General features: G+C 70.5%; 17 protein-coding genes. 15 read left to right on the forward strand and 2 right to left on the reverse strand.

Going from position 1 to position 21,373, the window contains the following annotated elements:
- Positions 1–132 precede the first annotated feature (132 nt).
- The 6 genes from FVE25_RS05410 (at position 133) to FVE25_RS05435 (ending at position 8,195) form a co-directional block, all read left to right on the forward strand.
- Positions 133–1,464 carry an ABC transporter substrate-binding protein gene (locus tag FVE25_RS05410; RefSeq protein ID WP_157245224.1) on the forward strand — a complete coding sequence of 444 codons (1,332 nt, stop codon included), beginning with the start codon at positions 133–135 and terminating at the stop codon, positions 1,462–1,464.
- Positions 1,461–2,342: a carbohydrate ABC transporter permease gene (locus FVE25_RS05415; protein ID WP_219825309.1), complete on the forward strand. Its 882-nt coding sequence runs from the start codon at positions 1,461–1,463 to the stop codon at positions 2,340–2,342. The genes FVE25_RS05410 and FVE25_RS05415 overlap by 4 nt, the downstream gene beginning before the upstream one ends.
- Positions 2,339–3,148: a carbohydrate ABC transporter permease gene (locus FVE25_RS05420; RefSeq protein ID WP_157245225.1), complete on the forward strand. Its 810-nt coding sequence runs from the start codon at positions 2,339–2,341 to the stop codon at positions 3,146–3,148. The genes FVE25_RS05415 and FVE25_RS05420 overlap by 4 nt, the downstream gene beginning before the upstream one ends.
- Positions 3,145–5,040, forward strand: a complete 1,896-nt coding sequence (locus tag FVE25_RS05425) for a glycoside hydrolase family 36 protein (protein ID WP_219825310.1) — start codon at positions 3,145–3,147, stop codon at positions 5,038–5,040. Before FVE25_RS05420 ends, FVE25_RS05425 begins: the two co-directional genes overlap by 4 nt.
- Positions 5,037–6,029 (forward strand): LacI family DNA-binding transcriptional regulator, encoded by a 993-nt coding sequence (locus tag FVE25_RS05430; protein ID WP_157245226.1) that lies wholly within the window; start codon positions 5,037–5,039, stop codon positions 6,027–6,029. The genes FVE25_RS05425 and FVE25_RS05430 overlap by 4 nt, the downstream gene beginning before the upstream one ends.
- A 231-nt stretch (positions 6,030–6,260) precedes the next feature.
- Entirely contained in the window at positions 6,261–8,195 is a 1,935-nt protein-coding gene (locus FVE25_RS05435) for a CBM35 domain-containing protein (protein WP_157245227.1), read from the forward strand.
- A 67-nt stretch (positions 8,196–8,262) separates the two neighbouring features.
- On the opposite strand, the gene FVE25_RS05440 is transcribed toward FVE25_RS05435, so the two are convergent.
- Both FVE25_RS05440 and FVE25_RS05445 read right to left on the reverse strand, forming a co-directional pair.
- Entirely contained in the window at positions 8,263–8,922 is a 660-nt protein-coding gene (locus FVE25_RS05440; RefSeq protein WP_157245228.1) for a response regulator, read from the reverse strand.
- Positions 8,919–10,184 (reverse strand): sensor histidine kinase, encoded by a 1,266-nt coding sequence (locus tag FVE25_RS05445; protein ID WP_157245229.1) that lies wholly within the window; start codon positions 10,182–10,184, stop codon positions 8,919–8,921. The genes FVE25_RS05440 and FVE25_RS05445 overlap by 4 nt, the downstream gene beginning before the upstream one ends.
- Positions 10,185–10,337: 153 nt before the next feature.
- Between FVE25_RS05445 and lon the strand changes: the two genes are divergently transcribed.
- The 9 genes from lon (at position 10,338) to FVE25_RS05490 (ending at position 21,301) form a co-directional block, all read left to right on the forward strand.
- Complete coding sequence (gene lon, locus FVE25_RS05450) at positions 10,338–12,698, forward strand: endopeptidase La (RefSeq protein WP_157245230.1); 2,361 nt, start codon at positions 10,338–10,340, stop codon at positions 12,696–12,698.
- A gap of 124 nt (positions 12,699–12,822) precedes the next feature.
- On the forward strand, positions 12,823–13,206 hold the full coding sequence (locus FVE25_RS05455) for a hypothetical protein (RefSeq protein ID WP_181019451.1): 384 nt from the start codon (positions 12,823–12,825) through the stop codon (positions 13,204–13,206).
- Between the two features lie 36 nt (positions 13,207–13,242).
- Positions 13,243–14,511 (forward strand): MFS transporter, encoded by a 1,269-nt coding sequence (locus FVE25_RS05460; RefSeq protein WP_219825311.1) that lies wholly within the window; start codon positions 13,243–13,245, stop codon positions 14,509–14,511.
- Positions 14,512–14,791: 280 nt separating this feature from the next.
- Complete coding sequence (locus FVE25_RS05465) at positions 14,792–15,739, forward strand: methionine ABC transporter ATP-binding protein (protein WP_157245231.1); 948 nt, start codon at positions 14,792–14,794, stop codon at positions 15,737–15,739.
- Complete coding sequence (locus FVE25_RS05470) at positions 15,736–16,392, forward strand: methionine ABC transporter permease (protein ID WP_181019452.1); 657 nt, start codon at positions 15,736–15,738, stop codon at positions 16,390–16,392. Before FVE25_RS05465 ends, FVE25_RS05470 begins: the two co-directional genes overlap by 4 nt.
- 12 nt (positions 16,393–16,404) lie before the next feature.
- The gene (locus tag FVE25_RS05475; RefSeq protein ID WP_157245232.1) at positions 16,405–17,238 is read left to right on the forward strand and encodes a MetQ/NlpA family ABC transporter substrate-binding protein; all 834 of its coding nucleotides are present in this window, start codon (positions 16,405–16,407) and stop codon (positions 17,236–17,238) included.
- Positions 17,239–17,344: 106 nt separating this feature from the next.
- Complete coding sequence (locus FVE25_RS05480) at positions 17,345–18,376, forward strand: C39 family peptidase (protein ID WP_157245233.1); 1,032 nt, start codon at positions 17,345–17,347, stop codon at positions 18,374–18,376.
- Positions 18,377–18,393: 17 nt separating this feature from the next.
- Positions 18,394–19,929, forward strand: coding sequence for an AMP-binding protein (locus tag FVE25_RS05485; protein ID WP_157245234.1), 1,536 nt, complete (start codon positions 18,394–18,396; stop codon positions 19,927–19,929).
- A 151-nt stretch (positions 19,930–20,080) separates the two neighbouring features.
- Positions 20,081–21,301 carry a S1C family serine protease gene (locus FVE25_RS05490; protein WP_157245235.1) on the forward strand — a complete coding sequence of 407 codons (1,221 nt, stop codon included), beginning with the start codon at positions 20,081–20,083 and terminating at the stop codon, positions 21,299–21,301.
- The last annotated feature ends 72 nt before the right edge of the window (positions 21,302–21,373 follow it).

Genomic DNA, 21,373 nt, shown 5'->3' on the forward strand with positions numbered 1-21,373 from the left:
CTGTACGCCACCGGTGGCTTGCGGTGTGGCAGTCACAGAATCACGAAAACTTTCATTGAAGGATTGCAAGTCCGGAAATGCCCCGGTAGCGTCCCCGGCACGTCCTCTCGCACCCCCACAGGAGACACGCCCATGGACCGTCGCCGTTTCCTCCAGCTCAGCGCCCTGGCCGCCGGGGGCACTCTGCTCAGTGCGTGCGGGGGAGGCGGCGGTCAATCGGCTCGGCCCGGTCCCACGGGCACCGCCGCGTCCGGCGAGATCACCGTGTGGAGCTGGCAGGGGCCGGCGGCGATGATGAAGGAGCTGGTCCCGGCGTTCACCAAGGAGTTCCCCAGGATCAAGGTGGACGTCCAGGACATCGGCAACCCGGCCATCTGGGACAAGATCACGACCGGGCTGGCGGCGGGCGGGCAGGGGCTGGGTGACGTGCTGCACATCGGCGTCGACTATCTGCCCGCGTATATCGAGAAATTTCCGGACGGCCTCGCCGACCTCACCCCCCTCGGCGCCGGCCGGCACAAGACCGGGTTCGCCCAGGGCATGTGGGAGACCGTCAGCCGCGGCGGCAAGGTCTACGCCCTGCCCTGGGAGGCGAACTCGGCCGGCTTCTACTACCGCGCCGACCTCTTCGAGAAGGCCGGCGTCGACGTCGAGGCCATCGCCACCTGGGACGAGCTGATCGACGCCGGCGCCAAGCTCAAGGAGAAGACCGGAGTCCAGCTCCTCGGCATCGACAAGGCCGCCACCCAGGCCGACTCCGCCAACCTCTTCCAGGCGCTCATGCAGCTCCAGGACGCCTTCTACTTCGACATGCAGGGCAACATCACCCTCGACTCGCCCGCCGGCGTCACCGCGATGACGATCGTCAAGAAGCTCAACGACGCCGGCCTGGTCGCCGACTACGGCGGCGGCTGGGAGGCGATGATCGGCTCGATCAAGAAGGGCAGCGTGGCCGTCCAGCCGATGCCCACGTGGTTCGGCGGCATCATCGAGGAGACCGTCCCCGCCGAGAAGGGCAAATGGAGGGTACGGCTGCCGCCGGCCGTCACCGCCGGAGGCAAGGTCGCGGCCGTGGTGAACTCGACCCACCTGGCCGTGGCCGGCACCAGCAGGCACCGGGAGGCGGCCTTCGCCTTCGCCGAGTACGTGCTGACCCGCCCCGGCAACCAGGTCGCGATCTACAAGGGCAAGGGCATCGCCCCCGCGCTCATGGCCGCCTACGACGATCCGGTCTTCCACGAGGAGTCGGCGTTCTTCGGCGGCCAGAAGAAGGGCGAGATCTTCCTCGGCGCGCTCAAGCAGCCCTCGTACGTCACCAACTACTCCGCCGACTACCCCCGCGCGCTCAAGGCGGTCACCGACGCCCAGACGAAGGTGCTGCTCAAGGGCGCCGACCCGGCCGCGGTCCTCAAGGAGGCGGCCGACCTGATCGGCCAGCAGACCGGCAGGAAGGTCCTCCGGTGACGGCGTTCGCCGCGCGCCGCCCCGCCGTGTGGAAGGCGGCGCCGTACCTGTTCGTCCTGCCGGCCGTGGCGCTGTTCGCGATCTTCAAGCTGTATCCGATCGCCTGGTCGTTCGTGCTGAGCCTGTTCCGGACCGACGGCGCGCTGCAGACGTTCGCCGGCGGGGCCAACTACGCGCGGCTGGTGAACGATCCGCTGTTCTGGACGGCGCTGCGCAACACCGCGCTCATCCTCGTTGTGCAGGTGCCGGTCATGCTGGGCATCGCGATCGGGCTGGCGGTGGCGTTCAATTCCCGGCTGCTCGCGCTTAAATCGTTTCTACGGCTGGGCTTCTTCCTGCCGATGGTGACCGGGCTGGTGGCGTACGGGATCCTGTTCGGCGTCCTGCTCAACCCGCAGGGCGGGCTGGTCAACTGGTTCCTCGGGCTGCTCGGCATCCCCGCGGTGCCCTGGCTGACCGACACCCTGTGGGCGCGCATCGCCGTGGGCCTGGCGCTGACCTGGCACTACACCGGCTACAACGCGGTCATCTACCTGGCCAGGCTGCAGTCGCTGCCCAAGGACCACTACGACGCGGCGGCCGTGGACGGGGCGGGCGCCTGGCGGCGGTTCCGGCACGTGACGCTGCCTGGGCTGCGGCCGGTGCTGCTGCTGACGGTGGTGATGTCCACGATCGGCACCCTGCAGCTGTTCGACGAGCCGTACGTGCTCACCGGCGGCGGCCCCGACAACGCCACTCTGACGCTCGGCATGTACCTGTACGTCAACGGCTTCCGCTACTTCGACTTCGGCTACGCCTCGGCCATCGCCTACGCGCTGGCCGTCATCATCGCGATCCTCGGCATCGTCCAGTTCAGGTTCCTGGGTGACAAATCATGAAAAGGGTGATGCTGACCTCGTCGCTGCTCATCACGGTCACCGTCGTCCTGGTGCCGTTCTACTGGCTGGCCGTCGGCGCCACGCACGACACCGGCGACATCTTCGGCAGCCCGCCGCCCCTGCTCCCCGGCGGCCACCTCCTGGACAACCTCGCCAACCTGGAACAGGGCATCGGCTTCAGCCGGACCGTGCTCAACTCCCTGCTGATCTCGCTCGTCTATACGGTGCTGTCCGGCGCGGTCTGCACACTGGCCGGGTACGGCTTCGCCAAGTACTCCTTCAGGGGCAGGGAACCGCTCTTCGGCCTGCTCATGCTGGGCCTGGTCATCCCCAGCCAGGTGACGCTGGTGCCGTTGTTCAAGATGATGCTGGCGCTCGACTGGCTCAACACCTACCAGGCGATCGTTTTACCGAACCTGGCGCTGCCGTTCGGCATCTTCCTGATGCGGCAGAGCATGTCCGCCCTGCCGGACGAGTTGCTGGCCGCAGGGCGCGCCGACGGCTGCGGTGAGCTGCGGTTGTTCGTGCGGATCGTGCTGCCGCCGATGCGCCCGGCGCTGGCCGCCCTGGGCATCTACCTGTTCCTCTACCAGTGGAACGATTTCGTCTGGCCGCTCATCGCCCTGCGGACCAAGGACGCCTACACCATCCCCCTCGCCATCGCCTCCTTGCAGGGCGCCACCGAGACCGACTACGGCCAGATCCTCGCCGGCACCGCCGTGGCCGCCCTGCCGATGGCCGTGCTGTTCCTGTTGCTGCAACGACACTTCGTGTCCGGACTTCTCGCTGGAGCTGTGAAAGAGTGAGCGTCACCACGGCCGGGCTGGCCCCCGCGCCCACCGCGCCCCTGCTCGACGACGTACGGCTGGCGGTCCTGCCCGCCTCCGCCCGCTGGGAGCTGACGCCCGGGCCCGGAGGCGCCGCCGTCCTCGAGATCCACTCCGAGGAGGAGTTGGAGATCAGGCTGTCGGTCCCCTTGGGGGACGCGGTGGGCTTCTGGCACCCCGACTGCCGCTGGAGCCGCACCATCGTCGCCGACTGGGCGGGACGGGCCGAGACGTCGCTGGTCAAGGGGGCGGCCGCGGGGTGCCTGTACGACAGCGCAGGGGAAACCATGCTGACCTTCGCCGCCGCCGACCCGGTGCCGGAATCCTCGATGCGCTTCGGGGTGTCGGAGGAGAACAAGGTCTTCGTGGTTCACCTGAGGGTTCCGGGCGGCCTGCCGTACCGGCTGCTGCTGGCGCCGCGCGCGGCGAGCGTGGCGACGGCGATGCGGCTCCTGCGGTCGGAACTCGCGGAGAGGCTAGCGGGTCTTGCGGAGGGGCCAGCGGCTCTTGCGGGGGGCCCGCCAGGGCTTACGGAGGGCCCGCCGGAGCTTGCGGAGGGCCCGCCGGGGCTTGCGGAGGGCCCGCCGGGGCTTGCGGTTGGGACGGCGGTGCCGCGGGCTGGACTCGCGGGCGAGACGGCGGGGGCGGGGCGTGCGCCGGTGCCTGAGGCGGCTCGGGTGCCGGTTTACTCGACCTGGTACGGCTTCAGCCAGGCGGTCGAGGCGGCGGCCGTGGAGGAGGAGGCGCGGCTGGCCGCCGAGCTGGGGTGCGGTGTGGTCATCGTGGACGACGGGTGGCAGGAGAAGGGGAACGGGCGCGGTTATGCGGGCGTAGGCGACTGGCGTCCGGATGTCACGAAATTTCCGGATCTGGCGGGGCATGTTGCCCGGGTCCAGGCGCTCGGGCTCACCTACATGCTCTGGGTGGCGCCCCTGCTGCTCGGCGCCGAGGCCGACTGCTTCGACCGGCTTGCCCAGTATGCCCCGGCGTCCGGCGGCTCGCCCGGCGCCCGCGTTCTCGACCCCCGCCACCCCGAGGTCCGCCGCCACGTCGTGGAGACCTGTGCCCGGCTGGTACGCGACTACGGCCTCGACGGCCTGAAAATCGATTTTCTCGACGAGGCCATGGTCTACGCCGGCAAACCGGCCCACGGCGACGTCACCGACGTGGGCGTGGCCATGCGCCTCCTGCTCACCGAGGTACGGCAGGCGCTCGGGCCGGGGAAGCTCACCGAGCTGCGCCAGCCGTACACCGGGCCCGGCATGGCCGGGTTCGGCACCATGCTGCGGGCCGACGACTGCCCGGCCGACGCCGTGGCCAACCGGGTGCGCACGATCGACGTCGGGCTGCTGGCCGTGGGCGGCGCCGTCCACGCCGACATGCTCATGTGGGACCCGGCCGCGCCGCCCGCGAGCGCCGCCAGGCAGCTGATCGGCGCGCTGCACGCCGTACCGCAGATCTCCGCGCGGCTCGCGGGGCTCAGCGCGGACCACCGCGCGATGCTGCGCTTCTGGCTCGCGCAGTGGCGGCGGCTGCGCCCGCTGCTGCTGGACGGCGAGGTGGAGCCGGGGCGGCCCGACGAGCTGTATCCGGTGGTGCGGGCCGAGCGCGGCGACGCCTGCGTGATCACCGTGAGCGCCGCGCGCGTGGCGGCCCTGGACACCGCGCGGCACCGTAAGATCACGTTGGTCAACGGTACGGCGGCGCCACGGCTCGTCCTCGAGGTCACCGGGCCGGGAGGCGCCTTCGCGACCGTGGTCCACGACGCCGCCGGCCGTATCATCGAGCGGGCGGAGCGGCGGCTCGAGCCCGGCCTGAGCGTGCTGAGCGTGCCACCCTCGGGGCTGGCGATTCTGGAGGGGACCCCGTGAAGATCGGCATCACCGAGCTGGCCGCCCGGGCGGGCGTGAGTGAGGCCACGGTCAGCCGGGTGATCAACCGGCGCTCCGGCGTCGCCGCCAAGACCCGCGAGGCCGTCGAGCGGGCCATGAACGAGCTCGGATACGAACGTTCCACCCGCGGCCAGATCGTCGCCGTGATCACGCCCTGGCTGTCCAACCCGTTCTTCTCCGACGCCGCCGAGCTGATGGAGGCCGCGCTCGCGCCCCACGGGCTCAAGGGAGTGCTCTGCCCGGCGCTGCCCGGCGGCATACAGGAACGCGAGTTCGTCACCTCGCTGGCCGACCACGGGGTCGCGGCGGTGGTGTTCCTGTCGGCCAGCAACACCGTCGAAGGCGCCGACCCCGAAACGTTCAACATCCTCGCCGCCCGGCGCATCCCGTTCGTCGGCGTCAACGGCGGCTTCGAGGGCCACGACGCGCCGGTGTACTCCACGGACGACTACCAGTCGGCCGAACTGGCCGTCGACCACCTGTGGGCGCTGGGCCACCGGCGGATCGGCATCGCCTCGGGCCCGGCCGGCAACCAGCCCGCCGACCGGCGGGTCAAGGGCTTCCGCGCGGCGCTGGCCCGGCGCGGCGTGCCCGACTGCGAGCCGTGGATCGTGCGCCAGCACTACACCATCGAGGGCGGCCAGTCGGCCACGCTCAGCCTGCTCAAACAGGACGTCACCGCGATCGTCGCGGCCAGCGACTTCATGGCGCTCGGGGTGATCCGCGGTGCCCGCCGCGAGGGCCTGTCGGTGCCCGCGGACCTCTCGGTCGTCGGCCACGACGGCTCCATGATCATGGAGTTCGCCGACCCGCCGCTGACCACGGTCCGCCAGCCGGTGGACCGCCTGGCCAAGGAGGTCGCCAGGGGCGTGGTCGCCCTGGTGAGCAACCGCGAGGTGCCCTCGGGCGAGCTGTTGTTCAGCCCCGACCTGGTCGTGCGCGGCTCCACGGCCCCGCCGCGCGCCTGACGTCCCCGCAGCCGGTACGGCGCGGCCAGTCAGCCGGCATGGCACGGCCGTCCGCACAGCCGGTACGGCGCGGCCACGCCGTACCACCACCACGAGCACGCCCTACGCCCAGCTAACCGCCCTATGCCCAGCTAACCGCCCTACGCCCAGATAAGCGCCACGAACACGACATAGAGCGACATATCCAGACCTCTGATACACGCACGATTCATCCGATCATCGGGAGACCCCATGAAACGCATCGTGTTAACCACCACCCTGCTCGCCGCCGCCCTCGTCACCCCCGCCCAAGCCCAGGCCCGGACCGCCACACCCCCGCTCGTCATCCTCAACCCCGGCTTCGAGAAGGGCGCCGAAGCCTGGACCTTCACCCCCGGCACCGGCGTGGCCACCAACAACCCGCACGGCGGCACCCGCCTCATCTACCTCGACTCCGGCCCGGGCAAGAGCGTCCGCCAGACGATCACCGTGCCCGCCACCGGCCGCTACTCGATCTCCGCCTGGATCGCCACCGGCGGCGCGGGCGGCACCTTCACCGCCACGGTCAACGGCGCCCAGGCGGACTCCGTGACCCTCCCAGCCCGCAGCATCTACAGCCGCTACACCCTGACCGGCCTCAGTCTGACCGCGGGCGACACCCTGGAGATCGCCTTCGGCTCCGGCAACGGCTGGGTCAACGCCGACGACCTCATGATCTCCCCGGCCGCCCCGGCAAGCCCGGTGATCACCTCGGGCAACACCAAGATCGTCGCGATGTTCGACTGGGCCAAGGCCAAGGCGGCGAGCTGGGTCCACCAGGACGGCGTCGTCGGCCCCATCAACATCGGCGCCACGAACCCGGTCGACCCCGGCGAAGCCCCGTACACCCCGACCTACTGGGCGGGCTACGCCCACCGCACCGCCTACTACTCCCGCGACCTGGCCCACCAGCTCGCCGGCGCCCAGATTCTGGGCTTCTCCGCGGAGAACAAGAACATGCTGCGCTCCTTCGCCGCCTCCGCCACGCCCGAGCACAAGTACTACCCGGTGTGGGCGATCAACTTCGACGCCAAGACCTGGCACACCATCGACTACAAGTCCCCGGTCAACTTCGTGCGCGAGGTCCCGGCCACCTTCGAACTGGTCGAGAAGGCCAACCAGGCATTCCGCTGGACCGGCGACCGCTCCTACCTCGACGACCCGGTCTTCTGGGACTACTACCGCAACGCCACCACCGGCTTCGTCGCCCAGCACGACGGCGCCAGGCCGAACGGCGTGGCCGAGGGCACCGGCAAGGGCATCTTCCAGGGCGTGGCCAGCTACAACGAGGTCAGCCGGGAGCCCCTGGCCGAGGCGGGCGACGGCATCGGCGCCCAGTACCAGGCATTCCGCGCCCTGGCCGAGATGGCGCAGGACAAGCACGAGGTACGGCTTGCCCGCACGACCGCCCGGCAGGCCACGGACCTCAAGCGGTACTTCAACCAGACCTGGAGCGTGAAGCCGGGCACCGGCGAGTTCGTCCGCGCCTACACCATCGATGGCACCCCGCTGACCGGCTTCGGCAAGGAGAACAGCTGGTTCATGCCGATGAAGGGCATCGTCGAGGCCGGCCCGCGCAACGAGGCGTACCTGGACTTCATCGACACCGAGGCCACCGGCGCAGGGCGGCCGGCCAACATCGAGGCCATCACCTACCTGCCCGACACCTTCTTCCGCCACAACCGCAACGAGACGGCCTGGAAGTGGATGCAGCACGTCTACGACGAGCGTGAAACCCGCCACGTCAGCAACCGCCAGGGCCTCAACGGCGACTACCCGGAGGTTCCGTTCACCCTGGTCAGCCAGACGGTCGAGGGCCTGATGGGCGTCCAGCCCGACGCCCCGAGGCGAGCCGTCGCCACGCAGTCCCGCCTGCCCGGCGACATCCCCTGGCTCCAGGTGGCCGCGATCCCCGTCGGCGCGGGCACCGTGGACGTCCGCCACGACGGCCGGGCCTCGACCACGTTCACCAACCGCACCGGCGCCAAGATCGCCTGGGAGGCCCGCTTCCCCGCCGGGCACCGGTGGCTGACCGTCGACGGCCGGCGCAAGCCGGGCACCCAGAAGGTGATCGACGGCGTCACGTACACCGTGACCGTCGTCAACGTCCCCGACGGCCGGAGCACGAACGTCACCGTCGCGAGCTGACACCCCACGCCGGGCACGGGCGGGCAGAACGCAACCCGCCGCCCGCCCGTGCCGGGTTGTCCGGGTCTCAGTCGCCCGGCCGGATGAGCCCGCTCTCGTAGGCGTAGACGATGGCCTGAGCGCGGTCGCGCAGCCCCAGCTTGGTCAGGAACCGCCCCACATGGGTCTTGACCGTCTGCTCCGACAACACCAGCTTGCCGGCGATCTCCTGGTTGGACAGCCCCCGCGAGACCAGCACGAGCACCTCGGTCTCCCGCTCGGTCAGCTCGCCCAGCCGCCGGGCGGACGGGGCGCGCGGCCCGCCGAGCCGGGCGAACTCCCGGATGAGCCGCCGGGTGACGGCCGGAGCCAGCAACGCCTCGCCGGCGGCCACCACCCGGACCGCCTCGGCGAGCTGAACGGCGGAGGCGTCCTTCAACAGGAACCCGCTGGCCCCGGACCGCAGCGCCTCGTACACGTAGTCATCCAGATCAAACGTCGTCAGGATCAGGATTTTCGCCGAAATCTCGGCGTGCTCGGAGATCCGGCGTGTCGCCTCCAGGCCATCCATCACCGGCATTCGGATGTCCATCAGCACCACGTCCGGCTGCAGCTCGACGGCCCGCTCGATGGCCTCCCGCCCGTCGGCCGCCTCGCCCACCACCTCGATGTCCGGCTGCGCGCTGAGGAAGACCGTGAAGCCGGTCCTGACCATGCCCTGGTCGTCGGCGATGAGAACCCGGATCACGCCGCACCCACCGGAAGCCGCGCGACCACTTCGAACCCGTCGTCGATGGGCCCGGCCTCCAGGCTCCCGCTGAGCATCTCCACCCGCTCGCGCATGCCCACGAGCCCGTGCCCGGCGGACTTCGCCGCGGGCCGGGCGACGGGATGCTTCGACGGCCCGTTGGCGACCCGGACCACGAGCTCGCTCCCGGTCCGCGCCACCTCCAGGGACACGGTCGCGCCCGGCGCGTGCCGCATCACGTTGCTCAGGGACTCCTGCACGATCCTGTACGCCGACAGCGCCACGGCCTGCGGCACCCCTTCCGTGGTTCCCGATCTTCTGAAGAGTACGGCCAGCCCGGCCGCCCGTGCGTTGGCCACCAGCTCGTTCACGCGCTCGAGATCGGGCTGGGGCGCGGTCTCCTTGCGGCCGTCGGCGTCACGCAGCACGCCGAGCACCTGGCGGAGCTGGGCGATGGCCTCCAGCGAGAGCGCGCGGATCTCGGCCAGTCCCTCCTCCAGCTGCTTGGCGTTCCCGCGGGCCTTGAGCGGCACCGCCTCCGCCTGGATGGCGATCACCGACATGTGGTGCGCGACCACGTCGTGCAGCTCGCGGGCGATGCGCGCGCGTTCCTCCAGGACGGCCTGCGCCCCTTCCGCCGCCCCTTTGAGCTTCTCCTCCTCGGCCAACTTGACGGCGGCCTGCCGCCGGGCCCGCACGTTGTAGCCGAGCACGATCGGCACGGCGAAGATGATCCCGCCCACCGCCAGCACGTACACGTTGATCGAGGCGAGGAAGACGATGGACACGACCCAGGTGGCGACGGCGACGGGCATCTCGGTCCTGGAGGCCACGGTGTAGAGGACCAGCACGTACATCGTGATCATGGGCCAGGTGTAGGTGATGCCCTGGGGGCTGAAGCCGTCGATCCACCTGTCCAGGTACAGGGCCACCGGCAGCAGCCCGATCGCGAGGCGCCAGGCGGCCATCGGCCAGCGATCGCGCACGAGCACGGGCAGCGAGTAGCACAGCGTCGTGAGGATGAAGGGAAGCTGCGGAGGCTGGGTGATGCCCCTTTCCTCGAGCCTGGCCCAGAGGTCGGAGGAGGTGGTCAGGTAGATGACCAGCGCGAGTATCGCGTCCGCCAGCCGTACCGCGTCGAAGGTGAACGGGAAGACGGCCTCCGGCGCGGCGTAGCGCAGGCGGCGGCCGGCGAGCGGGGCGGGATCGGCCGTGCCCGTGAACAGTGCGAGCTTGAGCGGCCGCACCAGGGCGGGGAACATCATCACGACCCTAAGGGGGGCCAGGGGTAGCCGACGTCACTCTCAAGGGTGACTTACATGATTACGATCGCCGTGAGCGAACACCGGCAAGCTTGGGAACATTCACGGGCTCCAATGAATTGAGTCCGTATAACTCAACCCTTTGGAGTTCGCATGAGTGAGAGCCTGATCCTTCCGGTGCTTCCGCTGGACGACGAGGTCGTCCTGCCCGGAATGGTGGTACCGCTGGACCTGTCCGACTCCGAGGTGCGGGCTGCCATCGACGCGGCCCAGGCATCCGGTGGCAACAAGCCGCGGGTCCTTCTCGTTCCCCGGATCGACGGCCGATACGGCGCGATCGGCGTGCAGGCGGTTGTCGAGCAGGTCGGACGCCTGCCCGGCGGCGAGCCCGCGGCGGTCGTGCGCGGCGTGAACCGGGTGCGCGTGGGCACCGGCACCACCGGCCCCGGCGCGGCGTTGTGGGTCGAGGCGCACACCGTGGACCGCGTGGAGGCCGGCGAGCGCGCCCAGGAACTGGCCCGGGAGTACAAGGCGCTGGCCACGACCATCCTGCAGAAGCGCGGCGCCTGGCAGGTCGTCGACCAGGTCAACCAGATCGACGACCCCTCCGTGCTGGCCGACAGCTCCGGCTACACCCCCTGGCTGAGCACCGCCCAGAAGGTCGAGCTGCTGGAGTCGCCCGACCCGGCCGACCGGCTGGACAAGCTGGTCGAGTGGTCGCGCGAGCACCTGGCCGAGCTCGACGTGGCCGAGACGATCCGCAAGGACGTCCAGGAGGGCATGGAGAAGCAGCAGCGCGAGTTCCTGCTCCGCCAGCAGCTGGCCGCCGTCCAGAAGGAGCTGCGCGAGCTCAAGGGCGACTCCGCCGAGAGCGAGGAGGAGGACTACCGCGCCCGCGTCGAGGCCGCCGACCTGCCCGACAAGGTGCGCGAGGCCGCCCTCAAGGAGGTCGACAAGCTCGAGCGCACCTCCGACCAGTCGCCCGAGACCGGCTGGATCCGCACCTGGCTGGACACCGTCCTGGACATCCCCTGGAGCACCAGGACCGAGGACACCTACGACATCTCCGGCGCCCGCGAGGTGCTGGACACCGACCACACCGGCCTCGACGACGTCAAGGACCGCATCATCGAGCACCTGGCCGTGCGCAAGCGCCGCCAGGACAAGGGCCTCGGCGTGGTGGGCGGCCGGCGCAGCGGAGCCGTACTCGCCCTGGCCGGTCCTCCCGGAGTCGGCAAGACCTCGCTCGGCGAGTCGGTGGCCCGCGCGATGGGCCGCAAGTTCGTCCGCGTCGCCCTCGGCGGCGTGCGGGACGAGGCGGAGATCCGCGGCCACCGGCGCACCTACGTCGGCGCGCTGCCCGGCCGCATCGTCCGCGCGATCCGCGAGGCCGGCTCGATGAACCCGGTCGTCCTGCTCGACGAGGTGGACAAGGTCGGCGCCGACTACCGCGGCGACCCGACCGCCGCCCTGCTCGAGGTCCTGGACCCGGCGCAGAACCACACCTTCCGCGACCACTACCTCGAGGTCGAGCTGGACCTGTCCGACGTGCTCTTCCTGGCCACGGCCAACGTCCTGGAAGCCATCCCGGGGCCGCTGCTCGACCGCATGGAGGTCGTCACGCTCGACGGCTACACCGAGGACGAGAAGCTCGCCATCGCCCGCGACCACCTGCTGCCCAAGCAGCTGAAGCAGGCCGGCTTCGAGACCGAGGAGATCACCTTCGAGGAGGGCGCGCTGCGCCGCCTGGCCGCCGAGTACACCCGCGAGGCCGGCGTCCGCTCCCTGGAGCGCTCGGTGGGCCGGGTCATCCGCAAGGTGGCCGCGAAGGACGAGGTGCCGGTGACGGTCACCGCGGAGTCCCTCGTCGACTACCTCGGCCGCCCGCGCTTCGTCCCCGAGTCGTCCCTGCCGGAGTCCAAGCAGCGCACCTCGGTGCCCGGCGTGGCCACCGGACTGGCGGTCACCGGAGCCGGCGGCGACGTCCTCTACGTCGAGGCGTCCCTGGCCGACCCCGAGACCGGCGACACCGGCCTGACCCTGACCGGCCAGCTCGGCGACGTGATGAAGGAATCGGCCAGGATCGCCCTGTCCTACCTGAGGAGCCACGGCGCCGAACTCGAACTCCCCGTCACCGCCCTGAAGGACCGCTCGATCCACGTGCACTTCCCGGCCGGCGCCGTCCCGAAGGACGGCCCGTCCGCGGGCGTCACGCTGACGACGGCCCTGGCCTCGCTCCTGTCCGGGCGCCTGGTCCGCAACGACGTCGCGATGACCGGCGAGATCTCCCTCACCGGGCGGGTCCTGCCGATCGGCGGCGTCAAGCAGAAGCTCCTCGCGGCCCACCGGGCCGGCATCACCACGGTGCTCATCCCGGCCCGCAACGAGCCCGACCTGGACGACCTGCCCAAGGAGATCCGCGACGAGCTGACCATCCACGCGGTCGGCGACGTGCGCGAGGTCCTGGACATCGCCCTCACCCCGGCCAAGGTCGCCGCCTCCGCGGCTGCCTGACGCCTCCCGCGCCTGCCCCGCCGTGCCAGCTGGATCTGGTACGGCGGGGCAGCTTTATGCGGACGAATCGCCGTGCTGCGGGACCTCGAGGACATGCGGCAGGACCTGGCACAGGTGCCGCCCGGTGCCGGCCGCCAGAGGCCGGGAGGCTCATCTACGACGTAGGTCTGCTCAACGCGAGTACTACGCCGTTCTCGGCGAGGTCGGCCGGAAGTGGTGGAGCCCGCACGGCAGCACCCTGCCCTGGGTCCGATTCTGCCTGCGGGCCCACCACACGCAGGCTCAGCGGCTGCGTGAGGCGGAGGAGGTCTGGGCGCTCCTGGAAGAACAGGTGGACGGCCTCAACCCTCGTGTCGTATCCGCCCTGTACGAGGTCTTCGTCAACCGGTGGCTGCGCCGTACCCCAAGAGGGCGTTTCTACGCGCCCGGGCCGCGGATGGCGGCCATCAAGGCGGAGTTCGCCGAAAGGCGGGGGCCGCCGCGTGATCCCTACCGCAGTACCGGGTAAGTCACTGTCGGTGATCTCCCCAGGTAGAGGACTTCCGTGGACACTGCGCTCGCCAAGGCCCGCCGTCGCATCCTGCCCCTGATCGTCGCCTGTTACGTCATCTGCTTCGTCGACCGGACCAACATCGGCATGGCCCAGCTCACGATGGGCGCGGACCTCGGGCTCGGGCCGGCGGGGTTCGGGCTGGCGGCGGCGGCGTTCTTCGTGGGGTACGTGGTGTTCGAGGTGCCCAGCAACCTCATCCTGCACCGGGTGGGGGCGCGGGTGTGGATTGCCCGGATCATGGTTACCTGGGGGCTTCTGTCAGCGGCGACGGCGCTGGTCGGCAGTCCTCAGGGGCTCTATCTGGTGAGGTTCCTGCTGGGGCTGGCCGAGGCGGGGTTCTATCCGGGGATCATCCTGTACTTCACGTACTGGTTTCCGCAGCGGGAGCGAGCGCGGATCATCGCGTTGCTCATGGCGGGGATCCCGGTGTCGTTCCTGATCGCCAATCCCCTGTCCGGGTGGCTGGTGGAGCACGCCGGGTGGCAGGCGATGTTCGTGGTCGAGGGGCTGCCGGCGGTGGTGCTGGGCGTGGTGGTGTGGCGGGTGCTGCCGGACCGGCCGGTCAACGCGCGGTGGCTGACGCAGCGGGAGAGCGAGCTGCTGACCGTGGAGCTGGCGGCCGAGGCGCCGCCGGCGGTGGCGGTCCGGCGCACGCTGGTCAGCACGCCGGTGCTGCTGATCGCCGTGGTGGCTTCCGGGACCGTTCACGCGGCCTATCTGCTCAGCCTCTTCCTGCCGCAGATGATCGCTCAGCTCTGGCCGGAGGCGGGGGCGACCGCGGTCGGGCTGACGTCCGCCATTCCGTACGGCTTCGCGGCCGTGGCCATGGTGTATTGGGGGCGGCACTCGGATCGGTCGGGGGAGCGGATCTGGCATGTGGCGTTGCCCGCGCTGCTGTGCGCCATGGGGTTCGCGCTGGCCGCGGTGGTGCAGCAGCAGCCCTTGCTCGTACTGGGGGCGTTGACGCTGGCGGCCGTGGGCGGGCATGCGATGGTGCCGGTGACCTACACCCTGCCGACGCTGATGTTGTCCGGGCGCGCGGCGGCGGCGGGGATCGCGCTGGTGAACTCGCTGGCGCACATCGGGGCGATCTTCGGGCCGATGGTGACCGGGCGGCTGCGGGAGGCTACGGGCGGCTTCGCCGTACCTCTGGCGGTGGCGGCGGCGGTCGCGCTGGTCAGTGCGCTGGCGGTGCTGGTGTTCGGGAGGACGCGGGGAGCCGTGAGTCACATCACAGGAAATGTCGGGAATAGGGCGTAGTAAAGGGGTCGTTGTCACCAGCGTGAACGAGGCATATGCGAACGACATGACCGCCATGGGCGCCGTCATGTGCCGCGGCATGCGCCGAATGCCGGCGATGGCCTGTCAGGCCCGCTGAGCGAAACCGCCCGCCCCGTTCTCCATGAAGGTCGAAACCCACATGATCGCACCCAGCTACGTGCTGCGCAGGCTCAGCCACCTGCCCTTCCACCCCGGCACGCGCTAGCCCTTCCCCCGCTCACCGCTTGTTGTCGGCAACTCCGCTTGATGGGGAAATTTCGTGATCCAGGCTTCCGGCCTGCGCAAGCAGTACGGTGACACCGTCGCGCTCGACGGCGTCGACCTGCACGTGCGCAGGGGCGAGATCTTCGGCGTGCTCGGCCAGAGCGGCGCCGGCAAGAGCACGCTGCTGCGCTGCGTCAACCTTCTGGAGCGGCCCGGCGCCGGCACCGTGACGGTGGACGGCCAGGTCCTCACCCGGCTCGGCGACCGCGAGCTCAACCAGGCCCGCCAGCGCATCGGCATGATCCACCAGCACTTCGCCCTGCTGTCCTCGCGTACGGTGGCCGGCAACGTGGCCTTTCCCCTGGAGGTCATGGGGGTCGCCAGGGCCGAGCGCGAGCGACGCGTGGCCGAGCTGCTCGACCTGGTCGGGCTCGGCGGACGCGGCGGGGACCGGCCGAACCAACTGTCCGGCGGGCAGAAGCAGCGGGTCGGCATCGCCCGCGCGCTGGCCGGCAACCCCTCGGTGCTGCTGTCGGACGAGGCCACCTCGGCGCTCGACCCGGCCACCACCGCCTCCATCCTGGACCTGCTCAAGCGGCTCAACCGCGAGCTCGGCCTGACCATCCTGCTCATCACCCACGAGATGAACGTGGTGAAGGCGGTCTGCGACTCGGTCGCCATCATGTCCGGCGGCCGGATCGAGGAGTCCGGGACCATCGCCGAGCTCATCCGCACCCCGGGCGCCCGGCTCACCCGCGAGATCTTCCCGCTGCCCGCCCCGGCGCCGGGCGACATCACGCTGACGTTCACCGGCCACGCGGACGAGCCCGTCATCTCGGAGGTCGTGCGCAAGTTCGACACCGACGTGAACGTGCTCGGCGGCGCGATCGAGGATCTCGCCGGCTCGCGGGTCGGACGGCTGCGCGTGACGTTCTCGGGCGACCCCGCCCCTGCCCTGGACTACCTGCGTGACAAGGGACTGCTGGTGGAGGTGGCATCGTGACCTGGGACGAGATCGCCCCGCTGCTGTGGGAGGGCACCGGGCAGACCGCGGCCATGGTGGGGCTGTCCACGGTGTTCACCGTGCTGCTCGGCCTGCCGCTCGGCGTCGCGCTGGTCGCCTTCGACCGCGGGGGACTCAAGCCGCTGCCCGCGCTCAAGAGCGTCCTCGGGGTCGTCGTCAACGTCGGGCGGTCGCTGCCGTTCATCGTGCTGATGATCGCGATCATTCCGTTCACCCAGTTCGTCGTGGGCACCAGCATCGGCACCACGGCCGTGGTGGTGCCGCTGACCGTGGGCGCGGTGCCGTTCTTCGCCCGGCTGGTCGAGACCTCGCTGCGCGAGGTGGGCGGCGACGTCGTCCAGGCGGCCCAGGCCATGGGCGCCGGGCGGCTGACGATCGTCAGGAAGGTCCTGCTGCCCGAGGCGCTGCCCGGGATCATCGCGGGGATCACCGTCACCGTGGTCGCGCTGATCGGGTACTCGGCCATGGCCGGGACCATCGGCGGCGGCGGCCTCGGCGACCTGGCCGTGCGCTACGGCTACCAACGCTTCGAGGTGCCCGTCATGATCGCCACGGTCGTGGTGCTCATCGTGATCGTGCAGCTCATCCAGAGCCTCGGCGACCTCGTCGCCCGGCGCCTGTCACACAAGTAAAGGAACCACACCATGAAGATTCGTGCTCTCGCGGGCGTCGCCGCTCTGTCCCTGTTGCTCGCCGCATGCGGAACGTCGCAGTCCGCGACCGGCTCCGCCAAGCCGGCCGCCGAGTCGGCCGACACCGTGCTGAAGGTGGGCGCCAGCCCGGTGCCGCACGGGGAGATCCTCACCTTCGTGAAGGACAACCTGGCCAAGCAGGCCGGGCTGAACCTCGAAGTGGTGGAGTTCACCGACTACGTGCAGCCCAACGTGCAGCTGAACGAGGGCCAGCTCGGCGCCAACTTCTTCCAGCACAAGCCGTACCTGGACGACTTCAACAAGTCGAAGGGCACCAAGCTGAGCTTCGTCACCCCGGTGCACCTGGAGCCGCTGGGCCTGTACTCCAAGAAGCTCACGGACGTGGCGGCGCTGCCGAACGAGGCGACCGTGGCGGTGCCGAACGACGCCACCAACCTCGGCCGCGCGCTCAAGCTGCTCGCCGACAACGGCCTGATCACGCTGAAGGACGGTGTGGGCACCGCCGCGACCGAGCGTGACGTCACCGGCAACCCGAAGAAGCTGACCTTCAAGCCGCTGGAGGCTCCGCTGCTGCCGCGCGCGCTCGGCGACGTCGACGCCGCCGTCATCAACGGCAACTACGCCATCGAGGCGGGCCTGAAGCCGGCCTCGCAGGCGCTGGTGCTGGAGAAGACCGAGGGCAACCCGTACGTCAACGGGCTCGTCGTGCAGACCGGGCACGAGAAGGACGCCAACGTCGTGACCCTGGGCAAGCTGCTGCAGGACCCGAAGGTCAAGGAGTTCATCAAGAGCAAGTACGAGGGCGCGGTCATCCCGGCCCAGTAGTCCCCGCTTCACGGAGCCGCGATCCCGGAGAACGGGGTCGCGGCTTCGCCGTACCCGGACGAAATCCCGGGTTGCTCCATGCCCGGACCGGGCGACCTATCACGGCATGCGCATTCTGATCACGATATTTCTGGCGATGCCGGGACAGGGGATGGCGGGGGAGGGGCAGGTCGCCTACCGGCGTGAGGCTCCCGTGACCGCCGCGACCTTCACCCGTGAGGGCGCGTGGGAGGTGGCCCGCTGGACCGGGCCCCTGCGGCGCATCGGCTTCGCCGCCACCGAGATCGTGCCGTCGTGGACCGCCGAGACCCCGCCCGGCACCTGGATCCGGGTGGACCTGCGGGTGCCCGGATCGCCGTGGTACACCATGGGCCGCTGGTCGTACGCCGGCGTGCGGACCAGCGTGCCCGGCCAGGCCGGCGACCGGGGCAGCGTCGCGGTGGACGTCTTCCGGGCCCGGCGCACGGTCACCGCCTACCGGCTCCGAGTCTCCCTCTACCGCAGACCGGGAGCACCGCCGCCCCGAGTGAGCACGCTGGGCGCGGTCGCCTCGCGGCCCGGCGGGGCGCGGGCGCGCGGCGGTGTGGCGTGGGGGCGTGAGCTGGCGGTGCCACGCAAGTCGCAACTGGCCCACGCCGGCCACGGCGGCAGGGCGTGGTGCAGCCCGACCGCCACCGCCATGATCCTGGCCTACTGGAAGAAGGGGCCGCGGCCGGAGGAGATGACCTGGGCGCCGCCCGGGGACCCCGATCCGGCGGTCGACCACGCGGCCCGGCACGTCTACGACAGGGCCTACCGCGGCACCGGCAACTGGGCCTTCAACACCGCCTACGCAGGGACGTTCGGGCTGGACGCCCATGTGACCCGGCTGCGCTCGCTGGCCGAGGCCGAGGCGCTGATCGCGGCGGAGACGCCGGTGGCGGCCTCGCTGGCCTTCACCCGTGAGGAGCTCGGCTACGCCTCCGGCGGTCACCTCATGGTGATCACCGGGTTCACCCGCGACGGCGACGTCGTCGTCAACGATCCGGCCGCCCGCGGCGTGCGCGCCGTGTACCCGCGCGCCGCCTTCGAGCGCGCCTGGCAGCGCTCCAGCACCGGCACGGCCTACGTCATCAGGCCCTTCCGGGCGCACAGCTAACCGAATATCGTTCGGTTATGCATCCGGGAGCCATCGCAGCAGTCACCCCCGACAAGCCCGCTGTGATCATGGCGGGCTCCGGGGAGGTCGTCACCTACCGCCGCCTGGACGAGGAGTCGAACCGGCTGGCCCATCTGTTCCGCTCCGCCGGGCTCAGACCGGGCGACCACATCGCCTTCATGCTGCCCAACCACCCCCTCTTCATGGCCGTGGCCTGGGCGGCCCATCGGTCGGGGCTCTACTACACGGCCGTCAGCTCCCGGCTGCAGGCCGACGAACTGGCCTACATCATCGACAACTGTGAAGCGCAGGTCTTCATCACCGCCGCCGAACTGGCCGGCGTCGCCGGGGCGATCACCGCGAGAACCCCGCGGGTACGGCTGCGCCTCATGCTGGACGGCGTGGCCGACGGCTTCGACTCCTACGAGGAGGCCGTCGCGGCCCAGCCGTACACGCCGATCGCGGACGAGTCGCAGGGCGCCGACATGCTCTACTCCTCCGGCACCACGGGCCGGCCCAAGGGCGTCAAGTCCAGGCTCTCCCATGTCGCGCTGGAGGAGCCGGGGGCGTTGTTCAAGCTGGTCTCGTTCCTGTTCGCGCCGGGGAACGACAGCGTCTACCTCTCGCCCGCCCCGCTCTACCACGCGGCGCCGCTGCGCTACTGCATGACCTTCCAGCGGCTCGGCGCGACGATCGTGGTGATGGAGAGGTTCGAGCCGGTTCGCTACCTGGAACTGGTGGAGAAGTACCGGGTCACGCACACCCAGCTGGTGCCGAGCATGTTCATCAAAATGCTCAAGCTGCCGGAGGAGGACCGGCTCAAGCCCGACGTCTCCAGCCTGACCTGCGCCATCCACGCCGCCGCCCCCTGCCCGGTGCCGGTCAAGGAGCGGATGATCGAGTGGTGGGGGCCGATCGTCCACGAGTACTACGCGGGCACCGAGGGCAACGGGTTCCTCTACGTCGGCTCGCAGGACTGGCTGGCGCACAAGGGCACGGTGGGCCGTTCGCTGCTGGGCACGGTGCACATCTGCGACGAGGAGGGCAACGATCTGCCGCCCGGCGAGCACGGCACCGTCTACTTCGCCGACGGCCCGAGGTTCGAGTACCACGGCGACCCGGGCAAGACCGCCGCCGCCGGGGATCCGCGGGGACGCGGCTGGACCACGCTCGGCGACATCGGCTACCTGGACGAGGACGGCTACCTCTACCTCACCGACCGCCGCTCCTACATGATCATCTCGGGCGGGGTGAACATCTATCCGCAGGAGGCGGAGAACATCCTGTCCATGCACCCCAAGGTGGCCGACGTGGCCGTCTTCGGCATCCCGGACGAGGAGATGGGGGAGCAGGTCAAGGCCGTGGTGCAGCCGGTCTCCCCGGAGGACGCCGGACCGGGGCTGGCGGCCGAGCTCATCGCCTACTGCCGCGACCGCCTCGCCCACTACAAGTGCCCCAGATCCGTGGACTTCCGCGCGGAGTTGCCCCGCCACCCCACCGGCAAGCTCTACAAACGATTGCTCCGCGACGAATACCGGCCCGCGAAAAGCTGAAAATTCCCTGGCAATGCCCCCTCCGGGTACCTGCCCGACCAGCGCCGATAAAGCCCGCGTCAGCCCGTTCCCGATCTCCCGATCACGGCCTTAACCTGCCTTAACAGCGGAGTTGGCACCCTTGAGTCATCGGGACTTCAGGGAGATGACGATGGACGCGAACGAGCCTCGCGAGCAGGGCTGGACCCAGTTCGGCGCCAAGCCGCCGGCCGCCGGGGGCTTCCCCCAGCAGGACACGGCGATCCTGGCCCCACCGCCCCCGCCGCCGGCGGAGGGGAAGAAGACGGGATTCACCGGGGGGCAGAAGGCAATCGCCGGACTCGCCCTGGCGGCCATGGCGCTGGGCGGGGGCGTCGCGGGGGCGGCCATCGCCAACGCCTTCCAGGCGCCGCAGATCGTGCAGTCGGCGCCGAGCCCGTCGTTCAAGCCGGCCGCCAACGCGATGACCATCGCCGACGTGGCCACCAAGGTGCAGCCGTCGGTCGTCATGATCCAGGGCCGCCAGGCCGGCGGCTCGGGGGTCGTGCTGTCCAAGGACGGCCTCATCCTCACCAACAACCACGTCGTCGCCGCCAACGGCCAGGGCGGCGAGCTGTCGGTCAAGTTCAGCGACGGCAAGACCGCCAAGGCCACCGTCGTGGGCACCGACCCGTCCACGGACCTGGCCGTGATCCGCGCCGAGGGCGTCTCCGGCCTGGTTCCGGCCGAGCTCGGTGACAGCGACCAGCTGAAGGTCGGCGACGCCGTACTCGCGATCGGCAGCCCGCTCGGCCTCGACGGCACCGTCACCTCCGGCATCGTCAGCGCACTCGACCGCACGCTGAACGTCGGCGGCGAGCAGCAGCAGATGCCGCCCGGCTGGGGCCAGGGCCAGGGCCAGGACTCCGCGCCGCCCGCCACGATCGGCGGCGCCATCCAGACCGACGCCTCGATCAACTCCGGCAACTCCGGCGGCGCGCTGGTGAACGCGGCCGGTCAGCTCGTCGGCATCAACACCGCGATCGCCACCAACGGCAGCAACGGCAGCATCGGCCTCGGCTTCGCCATCCCGGTGAACACCGCCAAGCAGGTCGCCGACCAGCTGAGCACCGACGGCAAGGTACGGCATGCCTTCCTGGGGGTGAGCGTGACCGACGCCACCGGCGACGTGCCCGGGGCGCTGGTGCGCCAGGTGACCGCCGGCAGCCCCGCCGCCAAGGCCGGACTGAAAGAAGGCGACCTCATCACCAGGATCGGCGACAAGGCCGTCGATGGTGGAGATACTGTGGTCGGACAGGTCAGAGGTTTCAAACCGGGCCAACAGGTCAAGATCACATATATGAGGGGCGGGACGCAGAGCGAAGCGACCGTTACTCTCGAAGAGAAGAAATAGAGCCCCCTCACGGACGGGTGCGCCGTCGAGATCGCTGCGGACTCGGCGGCGCACCCCACCCGTTGGTACGGC

It is taken from the genome of Nonomuraea typhae (assembly GCF_009760925.1).
Taxonomy (GTDB): domain Bacteria; phylum Actinomycetota; class Actinomycetes; order Streptosporangiales; family Streptosporangiaceae; genus Nonomuraea; species Nonomuraea typhae.

Excerpts from the sequence above, each read along its gene's own strand:
- FVE25_RS05410 (WP_157245224.1), top strand. The coding sequence starts at position 133 with ATGGACCGTCGCCGTTTCCTCCAGCTCAGCGCCCTGGCCGCCGGGGGC.
- FVE25_RS05420 (WP_157245225.1), top strand. The coding sequence starts at position 2,339 with ATGAAAAGGGTGATGCTGACCTCGTCGCTGCTCATCACGGTCACCGTC.
- FVE25_RS05435 (WP_157245227.1), top strand. The coding sequence starts at position 6,261 with ATGAAACGCATCGTGTTAACCACCACCCTGCTCGCCGCCGCCCTCGTC.
- FVE25_RS05445 (WP_157245229.1), bottom strand. The coding sequence starts at position 10,184 with ATGTTCCCCGCCCTGGTGCGGCCGCTCAAGCTCGCACTGTTCACGGGC.
- lon (WP_157245230.1), top strand. The coding sequence starts at position 10,338 with ATGAGTGAGAGCCTGATCCTTCCGGTGCTTCCGCTGGACGACGAGGTC.
- FVE25_RS05475 (WP_157245232.1), top strand. The coding sequence starts at position 16,405 with ATGAAGATTCGTGCTCTCGCGGGCGTCGCCGCTCTGTCCCTGTTGCTC.
- FVE25_RS05480 (WP_157245233.1), top strand. The coding sequence starts at position 17,345 with ATGCGCATTCTGATCACGATATTTCTGGCGATGCCGGGACAGGGGATG.
- FVE25_RS05485 (WP_157245234.1), top strand. The coding sequence starts at position 18,394 with ATGCATCCGGGAGCCATCGCAGCAGTCACCCCCGACAAGCCCGCTGTG.
- FVE25_RS05490 (WP_157245235.1), top strand. The coding sequence starts at position 20,081 with ATGGACGCGAACGAGCCTCGCGAGCAGGGCTGGACCCAGTTCGGCGCC.